The 16,918-nt window shown below is 66.1% G+C and carries 14 protein-coding genes; 2 read left to right on the plus strand and 12 right to left on the minus strand.

Features of this window, described 5'->3' with window-relative positions; all coding sequences use genetic code 11:
* Positions 1–12: 12 nt before the first annotated feature.
* The 5 genes from ELS24_RS24905 to ELS24_RS24925 form a co-directional block, all read right to left on the minus strand.
* Positions 13–981: a bifunctional helix-turn-helix transcriptional regulator/GNAT family N-acetyltransferase gene (locus ELS24_RS24905; RefSeq protein ID WP_127185626.1), complete on the minus strand. Its 969-nt coding sequence runs from the start codon at positions 979–981 to the stop codon at positions 13–15.
* Between the two features lie 83 nt (positions 982–1,064).
* A complete protein-coding gene (locus ELS24_RS24910; protein WP_240669375.1) occupies positions 1,065–1,874 on the minus strand; it encodes a DUF1365 domain-containing protein in 810 nt (269 codons plus the stop codon).
* Positions 1,871–3,163, minus strand: a complete 1,293-nt coding sequence (locus tag ELS24_RS24915; protein WP_370641218.1) for an NAD(P)/FAD-dependent oxidoreductase — start codon at positions 3,161–3,163, stop codon at positions 1,871–1,873. The genes ELS24_RS24910 and ELS24_RS24915 overlap by 4 nt, the downstream gene beginning before the upstream one ends.
* A 146-nt stretch (positions 3,164–3,309) precedes the next feature.
* The gene (locus ELS24_RS24920; protein ID WP_240669376.1) at positions 3,310–3,951 is read right to left on the minus strand and encodes a DNA-3-methyladenine glycosylase I; all 642 of its coding nucleotides are present in this window, start codon (positions 3,949–3,951) and stop codon (positions 3,310–3,312) included.
* A complete protein-coding gene (locus ELS24_RS24925) occupies positions 3,948–4,394 on the minus strand; it encodes a lysozyme inhibitor LprI family protein (protein ID WP_127185628.1) in 447 nt (148 codons plus the stop codon). The genes ELS24_RS24920 and ELS24_RS24925 overlap by 4 nt, the downstream gene beginning before the upstream one ends.
* A gap of 150 nt (positions 4,395–4,544) precedes the next feature.
* On the opposite strand from ELS24_RS24925, the gene ELS24_RS24930 reads away from it, so the two are divergent.
* Positions 4,545–5,360 (plus strand): metallophosphoesterase, encoded by an 816-nt coding sequence (locus ELS24_RS24930; protein ID WP_127185629.1) that lies wholly within the window; start codon positions 4,545–4,547, stop codon positions 5,358–5,360.
* A 120-nt stretch (positions 5,361–5,480) separates the two neighbouring features.
* Here ELS24_RS24930 and ELS24_RS24935 read toward each other — a convergent pair whose 3' ends face one another.
* A complete protein-coding gene (locus tag ELS24_RS24935) occupies positions 5,481–6,530 on the minus strand; it encodes an NADP(H)-dependent aldo-keto reductase (RefSeq protein ID WP_050445431.1) in 1,050 nt (349 codons plus the stop codon).
* Between the two features lie 145 nt (positions 6,531–6,675).
* On the opposite strand from ELS24_RS24935, the gene ELS24_RS24940 reads away from it, so the two are divergent.
* Positions 6,676–7,452 carry a DUF4239 domain-containing protein gene (locus ELS24_RS24940; protein WP_050445432.1) on the plus strand — a complete coding sequence of 259 codons (777 nt, stop codon included), beginning with the start codon at positions 6,676–6,678 and terminating at the stop codon, positions 7,450–7,452.
* A 195-nt stretch (positions 7,453–7,647) separates the two neighbouring features.
* On the opposite strand, the gene ELS24_RS24945 is transcribed toward ELS24_RS24940, so the two are convergent.
* The 6 genes from ELS24_RS24945 to ELS24_RS24970 all read right to left on the minus strand — a co-directional run bounded on the left by ELS24_RS24945 (position 7,648) and on the right by ELS24_RS24970 (position 16,903).
* Entirely contained in the window at positions 7,648–10,284 is a 2,637-nt protein-coding gene (locus ELS24_RS24945; protein ID WP_127185630.1) for an excinuclease ABC subunit UvrA, read from the minus strand.
* Positions 10,285–10,329: 45 nt separating this feature from the next.
* Complete coding sequence (locus ELS24_RS24950) at positions 10,330–11,889, minus strand: hypothetical protein (RefSeq protein WP_127185631.1); 1,560 nt, start codon at positions 11,887–11,889, stop codon at positions 10,330–10,332.
* 145 nt (positions 11,890–12,034) lie between these two features.
* Positions 12,035–12,826 (minus strand): alpha/beta fold hydrolase, encoded by a 792-nt coding sequence (locus ELS24_RS24955; protein ID WP_127185632.1) that lies wholly within the window; start codon positions 12,824–12,826, stop codon positions 12,035–12,037.
* A gap of 167 nt (positions 12,827–12,993) precedes the next feature.
* Complete coding sequence (locus tag ELS24_RS24960) at positions 12,994–14,865, minus strand: methyl-accepting chemotaxis protein (protein ID WP_127185633.1); 1,872 nt, start codon at positions 14,863–14,865, stop codon at positions 12,994–12,996.
* Between the two features lie 136 nt (positions 14,866–15,001).
* Positions 15,002–15,994: a Dyp-type peroxidase gene (locus ELS24_RS24965; RefSeq protein ID WP_050445435.1), complete on the minus strand. Its 993-nt coding sequence runs from the start codon at positions 15,992–15,994 to the stop codon at positions 15,002–15,004.
* 144 nt (positions 15,995–16,138) lie between these two features.
* Entirely contained in the window at positions 16,139–16,903 is a 765-nt protein-coding gene (locus tag ELS24_RS24970) for a MipA/OmpV family protein (protein ID WP_050445563.1), read from the minus strand.
* Between the last annotated feature and the right edge of the window lie 15 nt (positions 16,904–16,918).

The raw sequence follows: 16,918 nt of genomic DNA on the forward strand, positions 1-16,918 counted from the left end.
CCGGATTCCGAACTACGGCCGGCGGCGCAGGAAGCGCTGTTCCACCACCACGCTGCCCCACTGCCGGCCTTCCGATTCGTCCGTCAGGACAAAGCCCGCGTCTTCGTACAGATGGCGCGCGGCGTCCAGCCCCTTGAAAGTCCACAGGTACGTGTCGCGGTAGTGCGTGTCCGCGAACGCCAGCGCGCGCGCGAGCAGGTGGCGGCCCACGCCCAGGCCACGCAACGACTCGTCCACGATGAACCAGCGCAGATGCGCCTGGCCGATGGCGGGATCGCCATCGATCACGATGGATGCCAGCGTGCGCCCATTCTCCGCATATAGCCACATGCCCTTGCCGTGTTCCGGCAGCGCTTCGGCAAAGGCCGCCAGTTCCGTGGCGACCTTGCGTTCGAAGTACACGCCAAAGCCCGAGACCTGCGCGTAGTAACGCGCGTGCAGGCCGGCAATATCGCCGATGCAGCCGGGCACATAGCCTTCGATGATCTGCTCGCTGATGGCGGCGGTGGAAGGCGTCAGGTTGGGGTTCTCGCGCGAGAGCGCGTCGGCGTACAGCGACATGAAGCGGATCAGGGACTGCTGGTCGTCAGGCGTCATTCGGCGCAAGGCATGCGAGACCTGATCGGTGGCGAACTGGTCGATGCGGTCGCGCAATGCCAGCCCCGCCTCGGTCAGGGTCAGGCGCGAAGACCGCGCGTCTTCGGGATCCGCCTCGCGGGCGACCAGGCCGGCGGATTCCAGCTTGGCCAACTGGCGGCTGGTGTTGGATTTGTCCAGGCGCAAGATCACGGCCAGGTCGCGCGCCTGGATGCCCGGTTGCAGGCCCACTTCAATAATGGCGTGGACGGCGGACGGCGCCAGTTCGCTGCCGGCCAAAGAGGTCCGCATGAAGCCCAATTCACGTACGAGCTTGCGAGAAAACTCCCGCAGATCGCGAATGGTCTGTTCACGGGATTGGGAGGGAAAGTCGATCAGGTCCATGGGCGCGCCTATCAGTTGCGGTTCGCAACCAATGTAATTGCGAGCCGCAACTAAAGCAAGCACCGCGACGTCCACCCCCCCCATCAATCGACTTTTTGGGACCGCTGAACCGTCACCTCGGTAGGCGGCGCCGGCGGTTTGCGGTGAAACGGCACCTTGCGCAAATACAGGCGCAGCGCCTGCCAGTGGATGCGGAACACCACGCCCAGCGTCATGAACGGCATGGCCGCCAACGCGCGCAACAGCGCGCCGGAGGCAAGCGGCACGCTCGCGCCGCGAATCTCGGTGTGCAGCAGCGGCTGCGCCTGTTCCGGGTCGTCAAAATAATCAATGCTGGCCACATGCGCACCGCCGACGCTTTTGACGCGAAACCGGTAGCGGCCCGTCACCTGGCAAAACGGCGACACATGAAACGCCTTGTCGCTATGCAGCGCCTGGCCGTCCTGGATGGCGCCACCGTCCGGCGCGCGCAGCACGTACTGATGGCGTTCGCCGAAGGTGTTGTTGACCTCGGCCACCAGCGCGCGCAGTTGGCCGTCGGTGTCGTGCACGTACCAAAAGCTGACGGGGTTGAAGACATGGCCGAATACGCGTGGAAAGCACTGCAACCACACCGCGCCCACCTTGAAGTCCACGCCCGCCACGTCCAGCCGCGAGCGCAACCACGCCATGAGGTCGCCGCCGTCGCGGGCGCCATGATCCGAAAAATGAAATGCCACGGGGCGGCGGCGATTGACGCCGAACAGCCACGACGCGCTGCCCGTGTAGCGCTCGGCCTGATCGATGCGCAGGCGCAGGCAAAACACCGGATACGCGAAGCGGTGCACCACCGGTCGGGTACGCACATGCAGCACCCGCGCGCGCATCAGTTCGATCAGGCCGACGCTTGTCATGTTGTGCCGTTCAAGTTGTGTAATTCATGGGCATCGCCCCACGGTGGGCTGACGCCAAAATCGGCCGCCACGCGGATGGCCGACGCCAGCCCATCCTCATGAAAGCCATACCCTGCCCACGCGCCGCAGAACCAGACGCGCGCACGCCCCTGGATGTCGGGCAGTCGGCGTTGCGCCTCGACGGCGTCGGCATCCAGAATGGGGTGTTCGTACGCGTAGCGGCCCAGCACCTGATCCGGCGCGGGTTCGCGTTGCGGGTTCAGCGTCACGATCACGGGCTGCTTGAAGGGCAGCGGCTGCAACACATTGAGCAGGTAGCTGACCGACATGGGTGCATCCGCCGTGGGGCCGGCCAGATAGTTCCACGCCGACCATACCGAACGGCGGCGCGGCAGCAGCGCGGTGTCGGTATGCAGCACGGCCTCGTTCGGCTGGTAGCGCACGCGCGACAGCACTTCACGCTCGGCGTCGGTGGCGTCCAGCATCGCCAGCGAGGTCGGCGCATGGGTGGCCAACACCACGGCGTCGAAACGATCGACGTGGCCCGCGGTGCGAACTTCCACCCCGTCTGCCAGCCGCTTGACGGTATGCACAGGGCTGGCCACGCGCACCTGCGCAATGCGCGGCAACATCGCGTCCACATACCGGCGCGCACCGCCCTTGACCGTTTTCCATTGCGGCCGCCCGGCCACTTGCAGCAGGCGGTGGTTCAGGCAAAACGAGAGAAAGGTACGGGCCGGCTGCGCCAGCACCATGCTGGGCGGCGTGGACCAGATGGCGCCTGCCATGGGCAGCAGATACCAATCACGCATGGCCTGCCCATAGCCTTCAGCATCCAGCAGATCGCCCAGCAGCGCGTGCGGGCCGCTGCGCGCGAGATAGGCGGCGGCATGGCGGTTGAAGCGCAGGATGTCGCGCAGCATGCCCAGGAAGGCGGGGCGCAACAAATTGCGCCGCTGCGCAAACACCGTGCCCAGGTTGGTGCCCGCCCATTCCAGGTCGGGCTGAGTCAACGACACGCTGAACGTCATGTCGCTGGCGTGTACGGGTATTTCCAGGTGCTTGAACAGTTGCACCAGGTGCGGATACGTCAGGTCGTTATGCACCAGGAAGCCGGTGTCGACAGGATGCGTGACCCCGCCGACCGTGGCGTCGACGGTATTGGTGTGGCCGCCGACGCGGTTCTCCGCTTCGTACAGGGTCACCGAAAACTTGTCGGACAGCAGCCATGCCGCGCCCAGGCCCGCCACGCCGCCGCCGACGACGGCGATGCGGCTGCCCGGGGCCATGGGGGGCAAGGCGGGACGCGCCTGCGCGGGCGCAAAAGCAGGCGTTGAATCAGAGGCCTTCGACGTACGGGTCACCATGGCGTCGCCTTGTTGTGTTTGCTGACTATTGTGGGCCGACTGTAAATCACCCATGGCTGATTACACCATCACGGCCGCGGGAAGGCCGCGCGCGCGGCGTTGATCCTGGCATGGCAGACGCACGCGCTCATGTGGTCGTTGACCATGCCCACCGCCTGCATGAAGGCGTACATCGTCGTCGGCCCCACGAAGGTCCAGCCGCGCGCCTTCAAAGCGCGCGACAGGTGGGTGGAGGCCGCCGATGCCGGGTTGCCGTTCCAGTACGCCAGGTCCACCGTTGCGGGCCGCTCGGCCGCCGTGGGCTCGTGCCGCCACAGCCAGGACGCCAAGGACCCCGTCTCGTCCGCCAACGCCACGGCACACCGCGCATTATTGATGGTGGAGACGATCTTGGCGCGGTTGCGCACAATGCCCGCATTACCCATCAGGCGCTCCACATCGCGTTCCGTGTAGCGCGCCACGCGCTCAAAATCGAAATCATCGAAGGCCTCGCGAAACGCCTCGCGCTTGCGCAGGATGGTGATCCACGCCATGCCCGCCTGAAAACCTTCCAGGCAGATCTTTTCGTACAGGCGGCGGTCACTGCCCACGGGCTGGCCCCACTCGTGGTCGTGATAGTCCGGCATGGACGGCTGCCAGAAGCAGCGCGGCTCGCCTTGGGCGTCCAGGATCAGGCCCGCCGCTTGCAACTTGCCTTCAAGCGGCATCATTCTTCGCGGGGAACCGGGCAGCCCGTGTCGCCTTCCTTGCACGTCAGGTAGCCGCGCAGGTCTTTGGTACGCGCCTGCGTCAGCGTATCCAGGCATTGGCTCAGCACCATGGGATAGATGCTGCCGCCCGAGGCCCCGCTGGCCGAAAACGCACATTCCGCATCGCGGAAAAACAACCAGGCTTTTTGCGCGCTTTGCAATTGCGTGGTCTTGGTGCTGTCGCCCTTGAACCGCTTGATGAGCGTCCGGTAGGCGTCGTTCAGGTCCGCGTCCGATTTTTTGTAGTCCTGGTTGGCGCACAGGGTCATGTCGGTTTGCGTAATGGCGTTGTCGCACTTGATCGGATACAAACTCGGCTTCGGCTGCGGCTGCGCCTGCACACTGGCCGCGAGCAGCACCGCGGCGGCGGCGGCGGTGATGGTCGTGGCGATCGCGATACGCATGGGCGTTTCTCCTGATTGTCTGCATTGGGTTCGATGGGAAAGTGTCGCATGAATGGGACCCCGCGCGCAGGCGGCCTTCTGCGTGAAAGGCCTGGATTGGGGAGCGCTGAACCTGAGTGGCCCAAGCGCGGGTAGCCTAAGATAGCGACCATGAAGATTCAATTGCTCTCTGACCTGCACCTGGAAACCGACCCGACTTTTCTGGCGCGGCCCCTCCCCGGCGCCGACCTGCTGGTGCTGGCCGGCGACATCGGGTCGTACCGCCAGGGTTCCCGGTTGACCAGCGCCGACTTCGGCCTGGGCAGCTACGCACCGCGCAACGGCTGGCCCACGCCCGTGGTCTTCGTGCCGGGCAACCACGAATACGACAACCTGGATTTCGACGAGGCCCACGACCGCCTGCGCGAGGTCTGTCACGCGTTGGGCATCCAATGGCTGGAACGCGACACCTGTGTGATAGACGGCGTGCGCCTGGTCGGCACCACGCTGTGGACGGATTTCGACGCGCTGGCCGCCGACAGCGACCCCATCGGCGTGGCGCTGGCCAAGCGCGCCAAGGCCTTTCGCGCGGCCGACTTCTATCTGGAAAAAGCGCAGATGCGCCGCCACGGCGCGCCCTTCATGGCCGAACAAATGCGCGAACAGGGCCTGGCCTGCCAGCAATGGCTGCGCGACGCCCTGCGCGTGCCGTTCGACGGCCCGACACTTGCCATCACCCACTTCGCGCCCACGCTGGCCAGCGCCGACCCGCGCTACGGCGTCACCCCCGGCACCGCGGGGTTCTGCAATGCGCTGGACGACTTGCTGCCGCTGGCCGACTGCTGGATGCACGGCCACCTGCATTGCGCGCATGACTACGTCAAGGACGGCTGCCGCGTCGTCGCCAATCCGCTGGGTTATGCCAAGAAAGGCGAACAGGCCGACTACGCGCCTGATCGCCTGTGGGAAGTAACCGTCAGAACTTGAGGCTGGCGCTCAAGCCGTAGGTGCGAAGTCCCCTGTCCTTATCGCTCATATCCCAGCCGCGCATGAAAAAGCCCGCATTGCGGCAACGCGCAACGCGGGCTGGATATAGCAGCAGCGCGATCAGGGCGCCGGATTCGGGTAGCGCGTGTGGATCGCGTCGATGGCCTTCAACACGTCCGGCGACAACGTCACGTCCACGCTGTCGATGTTTTCCTTCAACTGTTCCAGCGTCGTCGCACCGATCAAATTGCTGGTGACGAAGGGGCGCTGGTTCACCCAGGCCAGCGCCAGGTGCGTGGGCGACACGCCGTGCTCGCGCGCCAGCGCCACGTACTCGGCGGTGGCGGCTTCGGCCTGCGGATTGCTATAGCGCGTAAACCGCGTGTAGCGCGTCAGGCGGGCGCCTTCGGGGCGTGCGCCGTTCAGGTACTTGCCGCAAAGCATGCCCATCGCCAGCGGCGAATACGCCAGCAAGCCCACGTTTTCGTGGTGGGTGAATTCAGACAGCCCGATTTCAAACACGCGGTTCAACAGGCTGTAGGCGTTCTGGATCGACACGACGCGCGGCAGGTCCTGGGTATCCGCATGACGCAGGAACTGCGACAGGCCCCACGGCGTTTCGTTGGACACGCCCACGTGGCGGACCTTGCCCGCGCGCACGAAATCCTGCAACACCGACAGGGTTTCTTCGATCGGCACGGTGTGCTCGTCTTCCACCCACGGGTAGTTCAGTTGGCCAAAGGTGGCGGTGGTGCGGTCAGGCCAGTGCAGTTGGTACAGGTCCAGATAGTCCGTCTGCAAACGCTTCAGGCTGGCGTCCAGCGCTTCGGTCAGGTTCTTGCGGTCCAGGAAGGTCTTGCCGTCGCGGATGTGGCCGGGCCGCTTGGGGTCGCGCACCGGGCCGGCCACCTTGCTGGCCAGCACGATGTCCTGGCGGCGCTTGCTGCGCGCCAGCCAGGTGCCGATATAGGTTTCGGTCAGCCCTTGCGTTTCGGGCTTGGGCGGCACGGGGTACATCTCGGCCACATCGACCAGGTTGACGCCGCGCGACAGCGCGTAGTCCAGTTGCTGATGGGCTTCGGCCTCGGAATTCTGTTCACCCCAGGTCATGGTGCCCAATCCAATCAGGCTGACATCCAGGTCGGTACGGCCGAGTTTGCGGGTTTTCAAGTTCTGCTCCGTGCGGGTCTTCAGAGGGGAAAGCCGACACCTTACTCCAAGATGTTGGCGTTTCGCTGACAGCAACCCGGTCATTTGGCCTCTTGCCGCCACTGCCCAATCCGCATACGCTGGCCACTGTCCGACGGGGAGCGCCATGCTCAGGAACTTCAACGAGTCTTATCTCTTTATCCTTGGCGTCATCGTCTTGCTAGGCATCATCGAGCTCTGCTTCCGGCTGGGCCGCAAGCAGCGCAAGCCGGCGGACGAGGCGCACAAGACGCACATCGCAGCGCTGCAAACCGCCCTGCTCGGCCTGCTGGCCTTGCTGCTGGGTTTTACCTTCGCCATGTCGGTCACGCGGTTCGAGACGCGCAAGAACCTGGTGCTGGAAGAGGCCAACGCCATCGGCAACGCCTACTGGCGGTCGCAGTTGATTGCCCCCACCGCCCGTGCCCAGGTGCCGCCCCTGTTGCTGGAGTACATCGACGCCGCGCTCGACATGCACGACGCCGACAGCGACACCGCCCGATCCAACGCCGCCAGCCTCACCACGCGCCGGATCGAACGCCAGATCCGCGCCATCACGGCCGCCAGCGCCGACAACCCGCCCGGCATCGCCACCATCATGTTCATCCAGGCCATCAACGAGATGGCGCAGGTCAACGAAAAGCGCCGCGTGGCACTTGAAAACCATGTGCCCGAACCGGTGTTCTACCTGCTCTTCATCGTCAGCATCGGCGCGGTCGGCTTCATCGCCTACGGCACCGGCCTGCACGCCCGCAGGCGGCTGACCTCAACCGGCCTGTTCGCGGCACTGATCGCCCTGGTGCTGACCTTCATCGTCGACATCGACCAACCCGGAACGGGCGTCATCCAAGTCAGCCAGGAAAGCATGGAGCGCATGCAGAAGACGTTGGAAAGCGAGTTGTAGCGGGCACGGTGAGCGAGGACGAATCGCTCAAAAAAAGAAAAAGGCCCCTGACGGGGCCTGGTTCAACCTGCTAATCGGACCTCTTGATTATCGTCACGCTTGGGTGACAACCCCATGGGGCGGGGGCAACGCACGGCTTTCGCCGCTCCGTTTACACGTTACCAGCGGCGATCATACCGGTGATCGCGCCCGCCATCAACCGCCCGCCAGCACCCGTTTCAGAAATGGCGCCGTGGCGCCCTTGCCGCTGCGGCTGACGTCCGCTGGCGCGCCTTCGGCCACGATGTGGCCGCCGTCTTCGCCCGCGCCGGGGCCGACGTCGATCATCCAGTCGCTGTTAGCGACCACGCGCAGGTCGTGTTCCACGACCACGACCGTGTTGCCCGCGTCGACCAGCCCGTGCAATTGCGCCATCAGCTTATCCACGTCGGCCGCGTGCAGGCCGGTGGTGGGTTCGTCCAGCACGTACAGGGTGTTGCCGCGCTGGCTGCGTTGCAGTTCGGTGGCCAGCTTGATGCGCTGGGCTTCGCCGCCAGACAGTTCGGTCGCCGGTTGACCCAGCCGCAGGTAGCCCAGGCCGATCTCGTGCAACAAGGACAGCGGGCGCTGCACCGCGGGTTCTTCGCTGAAGAACGTCAGCGCCTCGTCCACCGTCATCGCCAGCACCTGGGCGATGTTGCGGCCGTTCCATTCGATTTCCAGCGTCTTGGCGTTGTAGCGGCTGCCATGGCATACCGGGCACGGCGCGTACACGCTGGGCATGAACAACAGTTCTACGTGCACGAAGCCTTCGCCTTCACAGGTGTCGCAGCGGCCCTGCGCCACGTTGAAGGAAAAGCGGCCCGCGCCATAGCGCCGCGACTTGGCGGCGCGGGTGTCCGCAAATAGTTTGCGCACCTGGTCGAACAGGCCGGTGTAGGTGGCCAGGTTGGATCGGGGCGTGCGGCCAATGGGCTTCTGGTCCACGTTGACCAGACGCTTGATGGCGTCGGCGCCCGCGTCGATGCGGCCGGTCGTGCGCGGCGGGCCATCGGCCTGGGGCAGATCGCCATCGGCTTCTTCCGCCACCGGTTCCTGCCCCAGATGTTCGCCGATCAGTTCAACCAGCGCCTGGCTGACCAGGCTGGACTTGCCCGAGCCCGACACGCCCGTCACCGCCGTGAACGCGCCCAAAGGAAAGCGCGCGTCTATGCCGTGCAGGTTGTTGCGATGGATGCCGCGCAGCGACAGCCAGCCCGAGGGCTCGCGCACGGCTGCCCTGCCGGCCGGCGCCGGGTTGAACAGATAGCGCGCGGTCAGTGACGCCGTCACCTTTTTCAAGCCTTCCGGTGGGCCGCTGTACAGCACCTGCCCGCCATGCTGGCCCGCGCCCGGCCCCACGTCCACCAGCCAATCGGCGCGGCGCAGCGTGTCCAGGTCATGTTCGACCACGAACAGGGTATTGCCCGCGTCCTTCAGTTGGTCCAGCGCGCGGTGCAGCGCCTGTCCGTCGGCCGGGTGCAGGCCGGCCGAGGGCTCGTCCAGCACATACACGACGCCGAACAGGTTGGACCGGATCTGTGTGGCCAGGCGCAGCCGTTGCAGCTCGCCCGGAGACAGGGTGGGCGTGGCGCGGTCCATTGCCAGATAGCCCAGGCCCAGCGCCTGCAAGGTACCGATGCGCTCGACCAGGTCATGCGCGATGCGTTGCGCGGCGATGCGCTTTTCCGGCGACAGGTCGGGCGTGCGGCGCACATCGGTGCTGCCCGTGTGCGCCAAGCCGCCGGCCGCCACGCGGCGCGCGTTGTCCTGGCGGGTGGTGGCGCGGCTGCGCGCGGCGTCCGTGGCGGGCGCATCGAACTGGCCGCGCGCGGCCGGGGTCAGTACTTCGGCGATCCGCGCCAAGGGCAAGCGCGACAGGCTGCCGATGTCCAGGCCGGCGAACGTCACCGACAAGGCCTCGGGCTTCAGGCGGCGCCCGTCGCACACCGGACAGGCCGCGCCCGTCATGAACCGCGCCACGCGCTTTTTCATCATCGCGCTCTGGGTCGTGGCGAAGGTGTGCATCACGTAGCGGCGCGCGCCCGTGTAGGTGCCCATGTAGCTGGGTTCCTGCTTGGCGCGCAGGGCGGCGCGCGTCTCGGCCGGCGTGAAGCCCGCGTAGACGGGCACCGTGGGCTGCTCATCGGTGTACAGGATCCAGTCGCGGTCTTTCTTTTTCAGGTCGCGCCACGGGATGTCGACGTTGTAGCCCAGCGTGACCAGGATGTCGCGCAGGTTCTGACCGTGCCAGGCGGGCGGCCAGGACGCAATGGCGCGCTCGCGGATAGTCTTCGATGGGTCGGGCACCATCGACGCCTCGGTCACGTCGTACACGTAGCCCAGGCCGTGGCAATGGGGGCAGGCGCCCTGCGGCGTGTTGGGCGAGAAGTCTTCGGCGTACAGCATGGGCTGCCTGGCCGGGTAGGTGCCGGCACGCGAATACAGCATGCGCAACATGCTGGACAAGGTGGTGACGCTGCCCACCGTGGAGCGCACGTTGGGCGTGCCGCGCTGCTGTTGCAGCGCCACCGCGGGCGGCAGCCCTTCGATGGCGTCGACATCCGGCACGCCCACCTGATCGATCAGGCGCCGTGCATAGGGCGACAGCGATTCCAGATAGCGCCGCTGTGCTTCCGCGTACAGCGTGCCGAACGCCAACGATGATTTGCCCGATCCGGACACCCCTGAAAACACGACCAGCGCGTCTCTGGGAATATCCACATCGACGTTCTTCAGATTGTGTTCACGCGCGCCGCGAACGCGGATGCAGGCGTCGGCGCGGAGTTTGGCGGGGGGCTTTCGTGGGCTCATCGAGCCATAGTAAAGGACAGCCCCCGCCCCAATCCAGACCCGGAATCAACCCATCCGCAGGTCAGCGGCCTGGCGCGCCAGGTCCAGGTATTTGCGGCGCAGGATCTCTTCCGCCTGATCGCGCGGAGCCATCGGGTCGTTCTCGGTTTCATCCAGCTTCGCGGCCTGCACCAAAGACAGCAGGTTGCGCGAATTTGATTCGGACGATGGCGTGAAGGACTGGTCGACCTGCTTGCCCTTGATGAACTTGGACACCTGCGTGCTTTGCGTGCGCGATTCGTTCAGCGTTGCCGTCGCCAGCACGCCCTCCTGATAGCCCACGTCCGTCTTGCTGCTGGTGGTGTCATGAATCTGGAAGTACAGGTAGTTCTGCGACTTCTCGTCCTGGGTCAGCGCCAACTGCACGTCCGGCGACAGCGACCGGTGATAGCTGGCCGTCAGCGCGGACTGCTGCGTTTGCGAGACCGCCAGATCCCAACCCGCCTTGCCCGACACCTGGCTGCTTTGCGAGGCCTGGAACGAAAAGCCGTCCAACTCCTTGGGGCGCGCCGGGTTGATGGCGTCTCGCACCTGCTCGATCGACGCCGAGAAATCCGCCAGGCCAGACAACAGGCTGCGATGCGCGTCGGCCGCGGGCAGGCGGCGCGTGGTGGTGTCCGCCGCCGGAACCTGCGCCGCGCCGTAGCTGGTGTGCATGGCCGCGAACACGTCCTTGAACGTGCCCATCAGCGCCTCATCACCCGAGCCCCGGCGCTGGGCGCGGTCAAACTGCTGCAAATACTTGGAGACGGCGGCCGACTGTTGCTCGGCCGAGCCCAGCGTAACCGGGCGGGTCAGGTCCAAATCCACCTTGACCACGCCCATGACGCTGGACACGGTCAGGCTCTTTTGCTTGGCATCCGCCTGAAAGTCGACGGTCTGCTCAGCGCCGTCCACCATGCGGGTTTGGCGCAGGCTGATCGAGGACAGCAAGGGCGAACTGCCGTTGGCCAACTTCGTCAGCGACCAACGCGGCGGCTCTTCGGCCAAGCCGTCCAGCGCGTCCTGGAAGGCGCCCGACAACGCAGCGATGGCGCGGCGTTCGTCTTCGTTCAACTCCCCTTCGGTCACGTCGATCTGCACGGCCATGCCTTCCTTGCCGCTTTGCAGGGTGACTTGCACCTTGACGCCGCTGGCCGTGTCGATGCGCAGCGACACCGCGTTGTCAGGTTGCAAATCAGCTTCGGACAGGGGGCCGGCTTCGGCGGTGGCTGACGCCGCGATGCGCGTGGCAGGCATCCACTGGGAATGGCTGGCGCCGTCGGTGCGCAAGCGGTTCAGCACCGCCGCGCCCACCTCGGCGAACGGGCTGACGCGGGTGCGCGCGTCCACGCTCTTGGACATCGCAACGGCCAGGGCATCGGGCACGGTCCCCGTTTCGTCGTAGACCGAGCCGGCGGTGGTGGAAACGCCTTGGCCCAGCATCACGACCGACGATTTCGCGGAACCGGCCGACTGGGCCGGATCGACGGCGGGGTTGACGATTTGCCCCGCGCGAATGACGGTAACGGGCGTGCTAAGCGGGGCGGCGCTGGTCGCGCCTGCCAACGAGCTGATGACGGTCATTGAGCATCCACATTGGGCAGCGTCTGCCCGGGTTTTGTCTACATTCTTGTTAGAGCTTCTAACGTGTTAACGGCACGCCCGAACAAAAATTAACCACGCCCGCGCATTGCCCGCGCATTGCCCGCGCATCCGATGCGGCCCGGCGTCAAACCTCGTGGCGCGCCAAAAACTCACGCACCGCCTCCAGCACCACCGGCTCGGTTTCGCGGTGCGGTACATGGCCGCAGCCCGCCAGCGGCAGCATCCGCGCCGGCCCGGCCGCCAGCGCCGTGAGCTTTTCAGGATGACGCATGGAGCCGTACTCGTCGTTTTCACCATGGATGGCCAGTAGCGGCTGGCTCACGCGCGGCAGGGTCGCGTCCAGGTTCCAGTCGGCGAATTCAGCCGACTGCCAGGTATGCACCCAGGCATCCAGCACCCACTGCGCCTTGTCGCCGTGATAGCGCTTCAGGCGTTCCAGTTGGGCGGGATCCTGGAACTGTTCACCGGCTTCGCGGATGCCGGCCAGGGTGCGGTCTTCCACGAATTCCTGGGCGGATTCGGTAATGACGCCCACGCAGCGTTGCGGGAACGCCGCGGCAATCGCCACCGCCATGCCGCCACCCACGCTATGGCCGAAGGCGATGAAGCGCGACAGTTGAAAGTGGTCGGCCAGCGCGGCAAAGGCGTCCTCGGCCTCGGCGTAGACAAAGTCGGCGCGCAGCGTGCCGGGGTGCGGGTCCGACTGGCCGAAACCCAGGCGGTCGTAGGCGATGACGGCGCGGCCCGTGGCCTGGGCCAGATGGGCCGGGAAGTCGCGCCACAGGCCGACGCTGCCCAGGGAATCATGCAAGAGCACGATGGGGGTGTCCGCGCCCGCCCAGCGGCGGGCGTGGATACGGCCGTGGCGGGAGGGGATCATTGCGTCCTGGGGCGTTGCGGCGGCGGCGTCGGCCATCTTCATCCATCCTTGGTTCGATCTCGGTAGACGGATTCTGCTGCCAAGCGCGCCGCCGGGCAACTCCCCGGGGTGGGCCGAGCCGGCCCCGGGGCTACTTTAGAAGGCGGATCTGGGGGGGGGGGCTCCAACCGACGCTCTGGGGGGATTGCGCTGGCGTATTGCCCTTATGCCGCGTGCCCCAACGCCAGCCTTTGATTCCCCATGTTTTGATTGCCCTGCCCCTGCCCCTGCACATCGCCACGCAGCTTGAACAGCCCCACCGTATCCGCCAGCACGCGCGCCTGGTCGCTCAGCATGGCCGAGGCCGCGGCGGATTCCTCCACCAGGGCCGCGTTCTGCTGCGTGGCCTGGTCCATGTCGGCCACGCTGCGGTCGATCTGGCTGATGCCCACGCTTTGCTCGGTCATCGCGCCGTGGATTTCATTGACCAGACGCTGCACGCGGGCGATGCCGTCCACGATTTCGCTCATGGTCGATCCCGCCGCCTGCACCCGCTCGGTGCCGCTCTTCACGTTTTCCACCGAGGCCTGGATCAACGTGCGGATCTCTTGCGCGGATGCGGCGCTGCGTTGCGCCAGCGTGCGCACTTCGCCCGCCACCACCGCAAAACCTCGGCCCTGTTCGCCGGCGCGCGCGGCTTCCACGGCGGCGTTGAGCGCCAGGATGTTGGTCTGGAAAGCGATGCTGTCGATCACGCTGATGATCTCGGTAATGCGCTGCGACGACTGCGATATCGCGCTCATCGTGGTCACCGCGTCCGTCACCACCTTGCCACCGCGCTCGGCGGCCACGCTGGCTTCCGTGGCCAGGCGCTTGGCGTGCTCGGCGGCTTCTTCTGTCTGGCGCACGCTGGAGGTCATCTGCGTCAGCGCCGACGAGGTTTCCTGCAAGGAACCGGCCGACGTCTCCGTGCGCTGGGACAGGTCGCGGTTGCCCATGTCGATCTCGCGCGTGGCGGCCGACATCGAATGCACGCCCGCGCGCACGTCCAGCATCACCTTGCTGATTTTGTCGACAAAGGCGTTGAACGACGCCGAAATCTGCGCCACTTCGTCGTGGCCCACCACGGCCAGGCGGTGCGTCATGTCGCCGTCGCCCGAGCCGATGGTGTCCATGGCGTCGCGCACGGCCGACAGGCGCTTGAAGGCGCGCGACGTCACCACGCTGGCGATGCCCACGGCCACCAGGGTCAGCACCACCAGCGAAATCAGCGTGGCGTTCAGCACTTGCGTCAGGCCGGCCGTGGCTTCGGCCTGGTCCAGCGCAATCACCAGCGACCAGTCGGTGCCGGGGATGTGGCGCGCCTTGATCAGCTTGGGCTCGCCGTCCAGGCTGACGGTGATGGGTTCGGCGCCGTCGCGCGCCATGGCAGTCAGCGCGGCGGCGGTCAATGCCGGGGCCACGTCGGTGGACGGCTTCAACGCCAGCTTGTCGTTCACGTGCGAAATAACCTGGCCGTCGGCCGCCACCACGAACGCCAGGCTGGACGGCGTGGGGCGAATGGCGCGGATGATGCTCTGGATGCCGTCCAGCGGCACGGCGCCGCTCAGCACGCCCGTGGTCTGCCCGCCACGGATCATCGGGGCGGTGAAGGCCACGTAGAGCTTGCCGGTGGTTGAATCGCCATACGGCTTGGTGACGGTGAGCTTGCCCGCCGCCACCGCGCTCTTGTACCAGGGCCGCGCGGTGGGGTCGTAACCAGCGGCGGTCTGCGTGGTTGAAAAAAAGGTCTTGTCCGACCAGCCGATGGTCGAAACGGGAAAGCCGTTGGTCTCGCCCATCAGCTTGGTCAGGCCACGCGGGTCGCCTTTTTCGACAACGGCGGCGGTGGCGGTCACGGCCTGGGCCTTGTCGTGCGACCAGCGCTCGATGGCGCTGGCATTGCCCGACGCGATGGCGTCCAGGTTGCCCGAGATGGTCGCCATCATGTTGCTGCGCACGATCTGGTAGGTGGTGATACCCGACAGCACCAGTGCCCCGACGACGGTAAAGCAGGTGATCAATAAAATGCGGTTGCGCAACGAGGTGATTTTCATTCTTGCCTTCTGACTGCCACGACCCATGCCGGACGGCACGGGGATGCGGCCGCCAGGCAATACACGAAACCGACGGCCACGTTGGGCTTACGGCAAAGGCGGCGGAACCTTTAGCCAGACGCGGCGCAATCGGTATTTAGTCGTGGATGGCGGGCGCCGCGTCGTCCTGGGCCACGACCGCCACGGCGGGGCGCGACGCCAGTTCTTCCAGCAGATCCGCCGACGGCACGAAGAACAGCCCACCCGTCACGGCGCGGCTGTAGTCCAGCAAGCGGTCGTAGTTACCCGCCGGACGGCCCACGAACATGTTTTCCAGCATCTGCTCGATGGGTGCGGGTGAACGCGCGTAGCCAATGAAATACGTGCCGAATTCGCCCATGCCCGCGCGGCCGAATGGCATGTTGTCGCGCAGGATCTTGATTTCCTGGCCGTTCTCTTCCAACGTGGTCAAGGCGCTGTGGGACGACGCCGGCTTGATGTCGTCGTCCAGTTCCACGTTGGACAGCTTGTGCCGCCCGATGACGCCTTCCTGGCTTTCCACGGTCAGCGCATTCCACGCGGCCATGTCGTGCAGGTACTTCTGCACCAGCACGTAGCTGCCGCCCGCGAACTCGGCGTCTTCATCGCCGATGACGGTGAAATGCACGGCTTCGCGCCCCTCGGGGTTCTCGGTGCCGTCGACAAAGCCGATGATGGCGCGGCGGTCGAAATAGCGGAAACCGTGCACTTCGTCCACCACGGTCACCGCATCGCCCAGGCCGTCCATCAACAAGGTCGCCACTTCAAAGCACAGGTCCATGGAATCGGCGCGGATGTGCAGCAGGATGTCGCCCGGGGTCGACACGGCCACGCGTTCGCCGTCGCCGAAGACGCGAAACGGGTGCAGGTTGGCCGGGCGTGGCTGGCCGAACAAGGCGTCCCAGGCGTTGGCGCCGAACGCGCACACACAGGACAGGTTTTCCAAGGGCGAACGCGTGTTCACGGTACGCACGCGGGCCGCCACGTCTTCGCACCAGCCGCGCACGGTGGCGGCGGCGTCGGCGCCGGGGTTGAGCGTGGCCACGATAAAAATGGCGTGGCGCGTGGTCGGGCTGTGGACGGCTTGGGGTTCAGGCGGGAAGTCGGGCATGGGAAGGCTCAATGGGCGAGGGGACACCGCCGAAATTGTATCCGGCGGCCCTGGCGCCTTCTTGAACGATTTAGCGCACCATTGAACGATTTGTCGCTGCCCGCCCCGCTACCCGCCCCGCTGTTCCCCGCCTCGCCGCGGGGTTCAGAAGCGGTACATCACGCCCACCGAGCCGAACACATTGGTCTTGCGCTCGGTCAGCGGGCTGTCGCGCGCGTCGCCCAGCAAGGTGTTGACGCCCAGGGTGGACACCGTGCTCCAGCTTGGGTTGATGCGATACGACCAGGTCGTGAACAAGGCCGCCGACTTGAAGCCGGAAGACGGCGAGTACGTCGACAGGCCTTCGCGGCTGCGCGCGGCTTGCGATGAGGTCACGCCGAACCAGGTCTGCATGGCGTCGTGGTTGGCCCATTCCGTGCTGACGCCCACCTGAACCGTGTTCTGTTCGGTCTTCAGCGCCGCGTAGGACGCGCGCAGCTCCAGCGTGCCGCCATAGCCGCTGCGCGCCGCCTGCTTGTAGCCCGCGCCCAGCGAATAGCGGCCCGGCCGCCATTCCACATAGGCCCCGTAAGCCGCGTGGAACTTGATGTCGTCCAGGCCTTCGGTGCGGTCGGCGTCGTCGGCCTTGCGCCCCAGGCTCAAGCCCACGAACACGCCCGCATCCAGGTCGGGCGCCAAGGACGTCTTCAAACCCATGGCGGGCAGGCCCATGCGGGGGGTGATGAAGAAATTGCCGGAATGGTAGTTGATGAGCGGCACGGGCAGCGCGCGATATTCGCTGGACCCCTCATAGACCGGAATGGCTCCGACCCCTAATCCTATGCCGTTCGTGGCCTGCGCCTGCGCCGCGCCAGCGCCGCCAAGCACCGCGCCGGCCATCAGGCCTCTTGCTACTATACCCATCCGCATCAGGGCTTCCTTTCG

This window comes from Achromobacter spanius, from assembly GCF_003994415.1.
GTDB lineage: Bacteria > Pseudomonadota > Gammaproteobacteria > Burkholderiales > Burkholderiaceae_B > Achromobacter > Achromobacter spanius_C.

Coding starts and splice junctions, on each gene's coding strand:
- ELS24_RS24950 (WP_127185631.1), bottom strand. CDS start 11,889: ATGACCGTCATCAGCTCGTTGGCAGGCGCGACCAGCGCCGCCCCGCTT.
- ELS24_RS24915 (WP_370641218.1), bottom strand. CDS start 3,163: ATGGCCCCGGGCAGCCGCATCGCCGTCGTCGGCGGCGGCGTGGCGGGC.
- ELS24_RS24910 (WP_240669375.1), bottom strand. CDS start 1,874: ATGACAAGCGTCGGCCTGATCGAACTGATGCGCGCGCGGGTGCTGCAT.
- ELS24_RS24920 (WP_240669376.1), bottom strand. CDS start 3,951: ATGATGCCGCTTGAAGGCAAGTTGCAAGCGGCGGGCCTGATCCTGGAC.
- ELS24_RS24925 (WP_127185628.1), bottom strand. CDS start 4,394: ATGCGTATCGCGATCGCCACGACCATCACCGCCGCCGCCGCCGCGGTG.
- ELS24_RS24965 (WP_050445435.1), bottom strand. CDS start 15,994: ATGCCCGACTTCCCGCCTGAACCCCAAGCCGTCCACAGCCCGACCACG.
- ELS24_RS24930 (WP_127185629.1), top strand. CDS start 4,545: ATGAAGATTCAATTGCTCTCTGACCTGCACCTGGAAACCGACCCGACT.
- ELS24_RS24940 (WP_050445432.1), top strand. CDS start 6,676: ATGCTCAGGAACTTCAACGAGTCTTATCTCTTTATCCTTGGCGTCATC.
- ELS24_RS24970 (WP_050445563.1), bottom strand. CDS start 16,903: ATGCGGATGGGTATAGTAGCAAGAGGCCTGATGGCCGGCGCGGTGCTT.
- ELS24_RS24955 (WP_127185632.1), bottom strand. CDS start 12,826: ATGGCCGACGCCGCCGCCGCAACGCCCCAGGACGCAATGATCCCCTCC.
- ELS24_RS24945 (WP_127185630.1), bottom strand. CDS start 10,284: ATGAGCCCACGAAAGCCCCCCGCCAAACTCCGCGCCGACGCCTGCATC.
- ELS24_RS24960 (WP_127185633.1), bottom strand. CDS start 14,865: ATGAAAATCACCTCGTTGCGCAACCGCATTTTATTGATCACCTGCTTT.
- ELS24_RS24905 (WP_127185626.1), bottom strand. CDS start 981: ATGGACCTGATCGACTTTCCCTCCCAATCCCGTGAACAGACCATTCGC.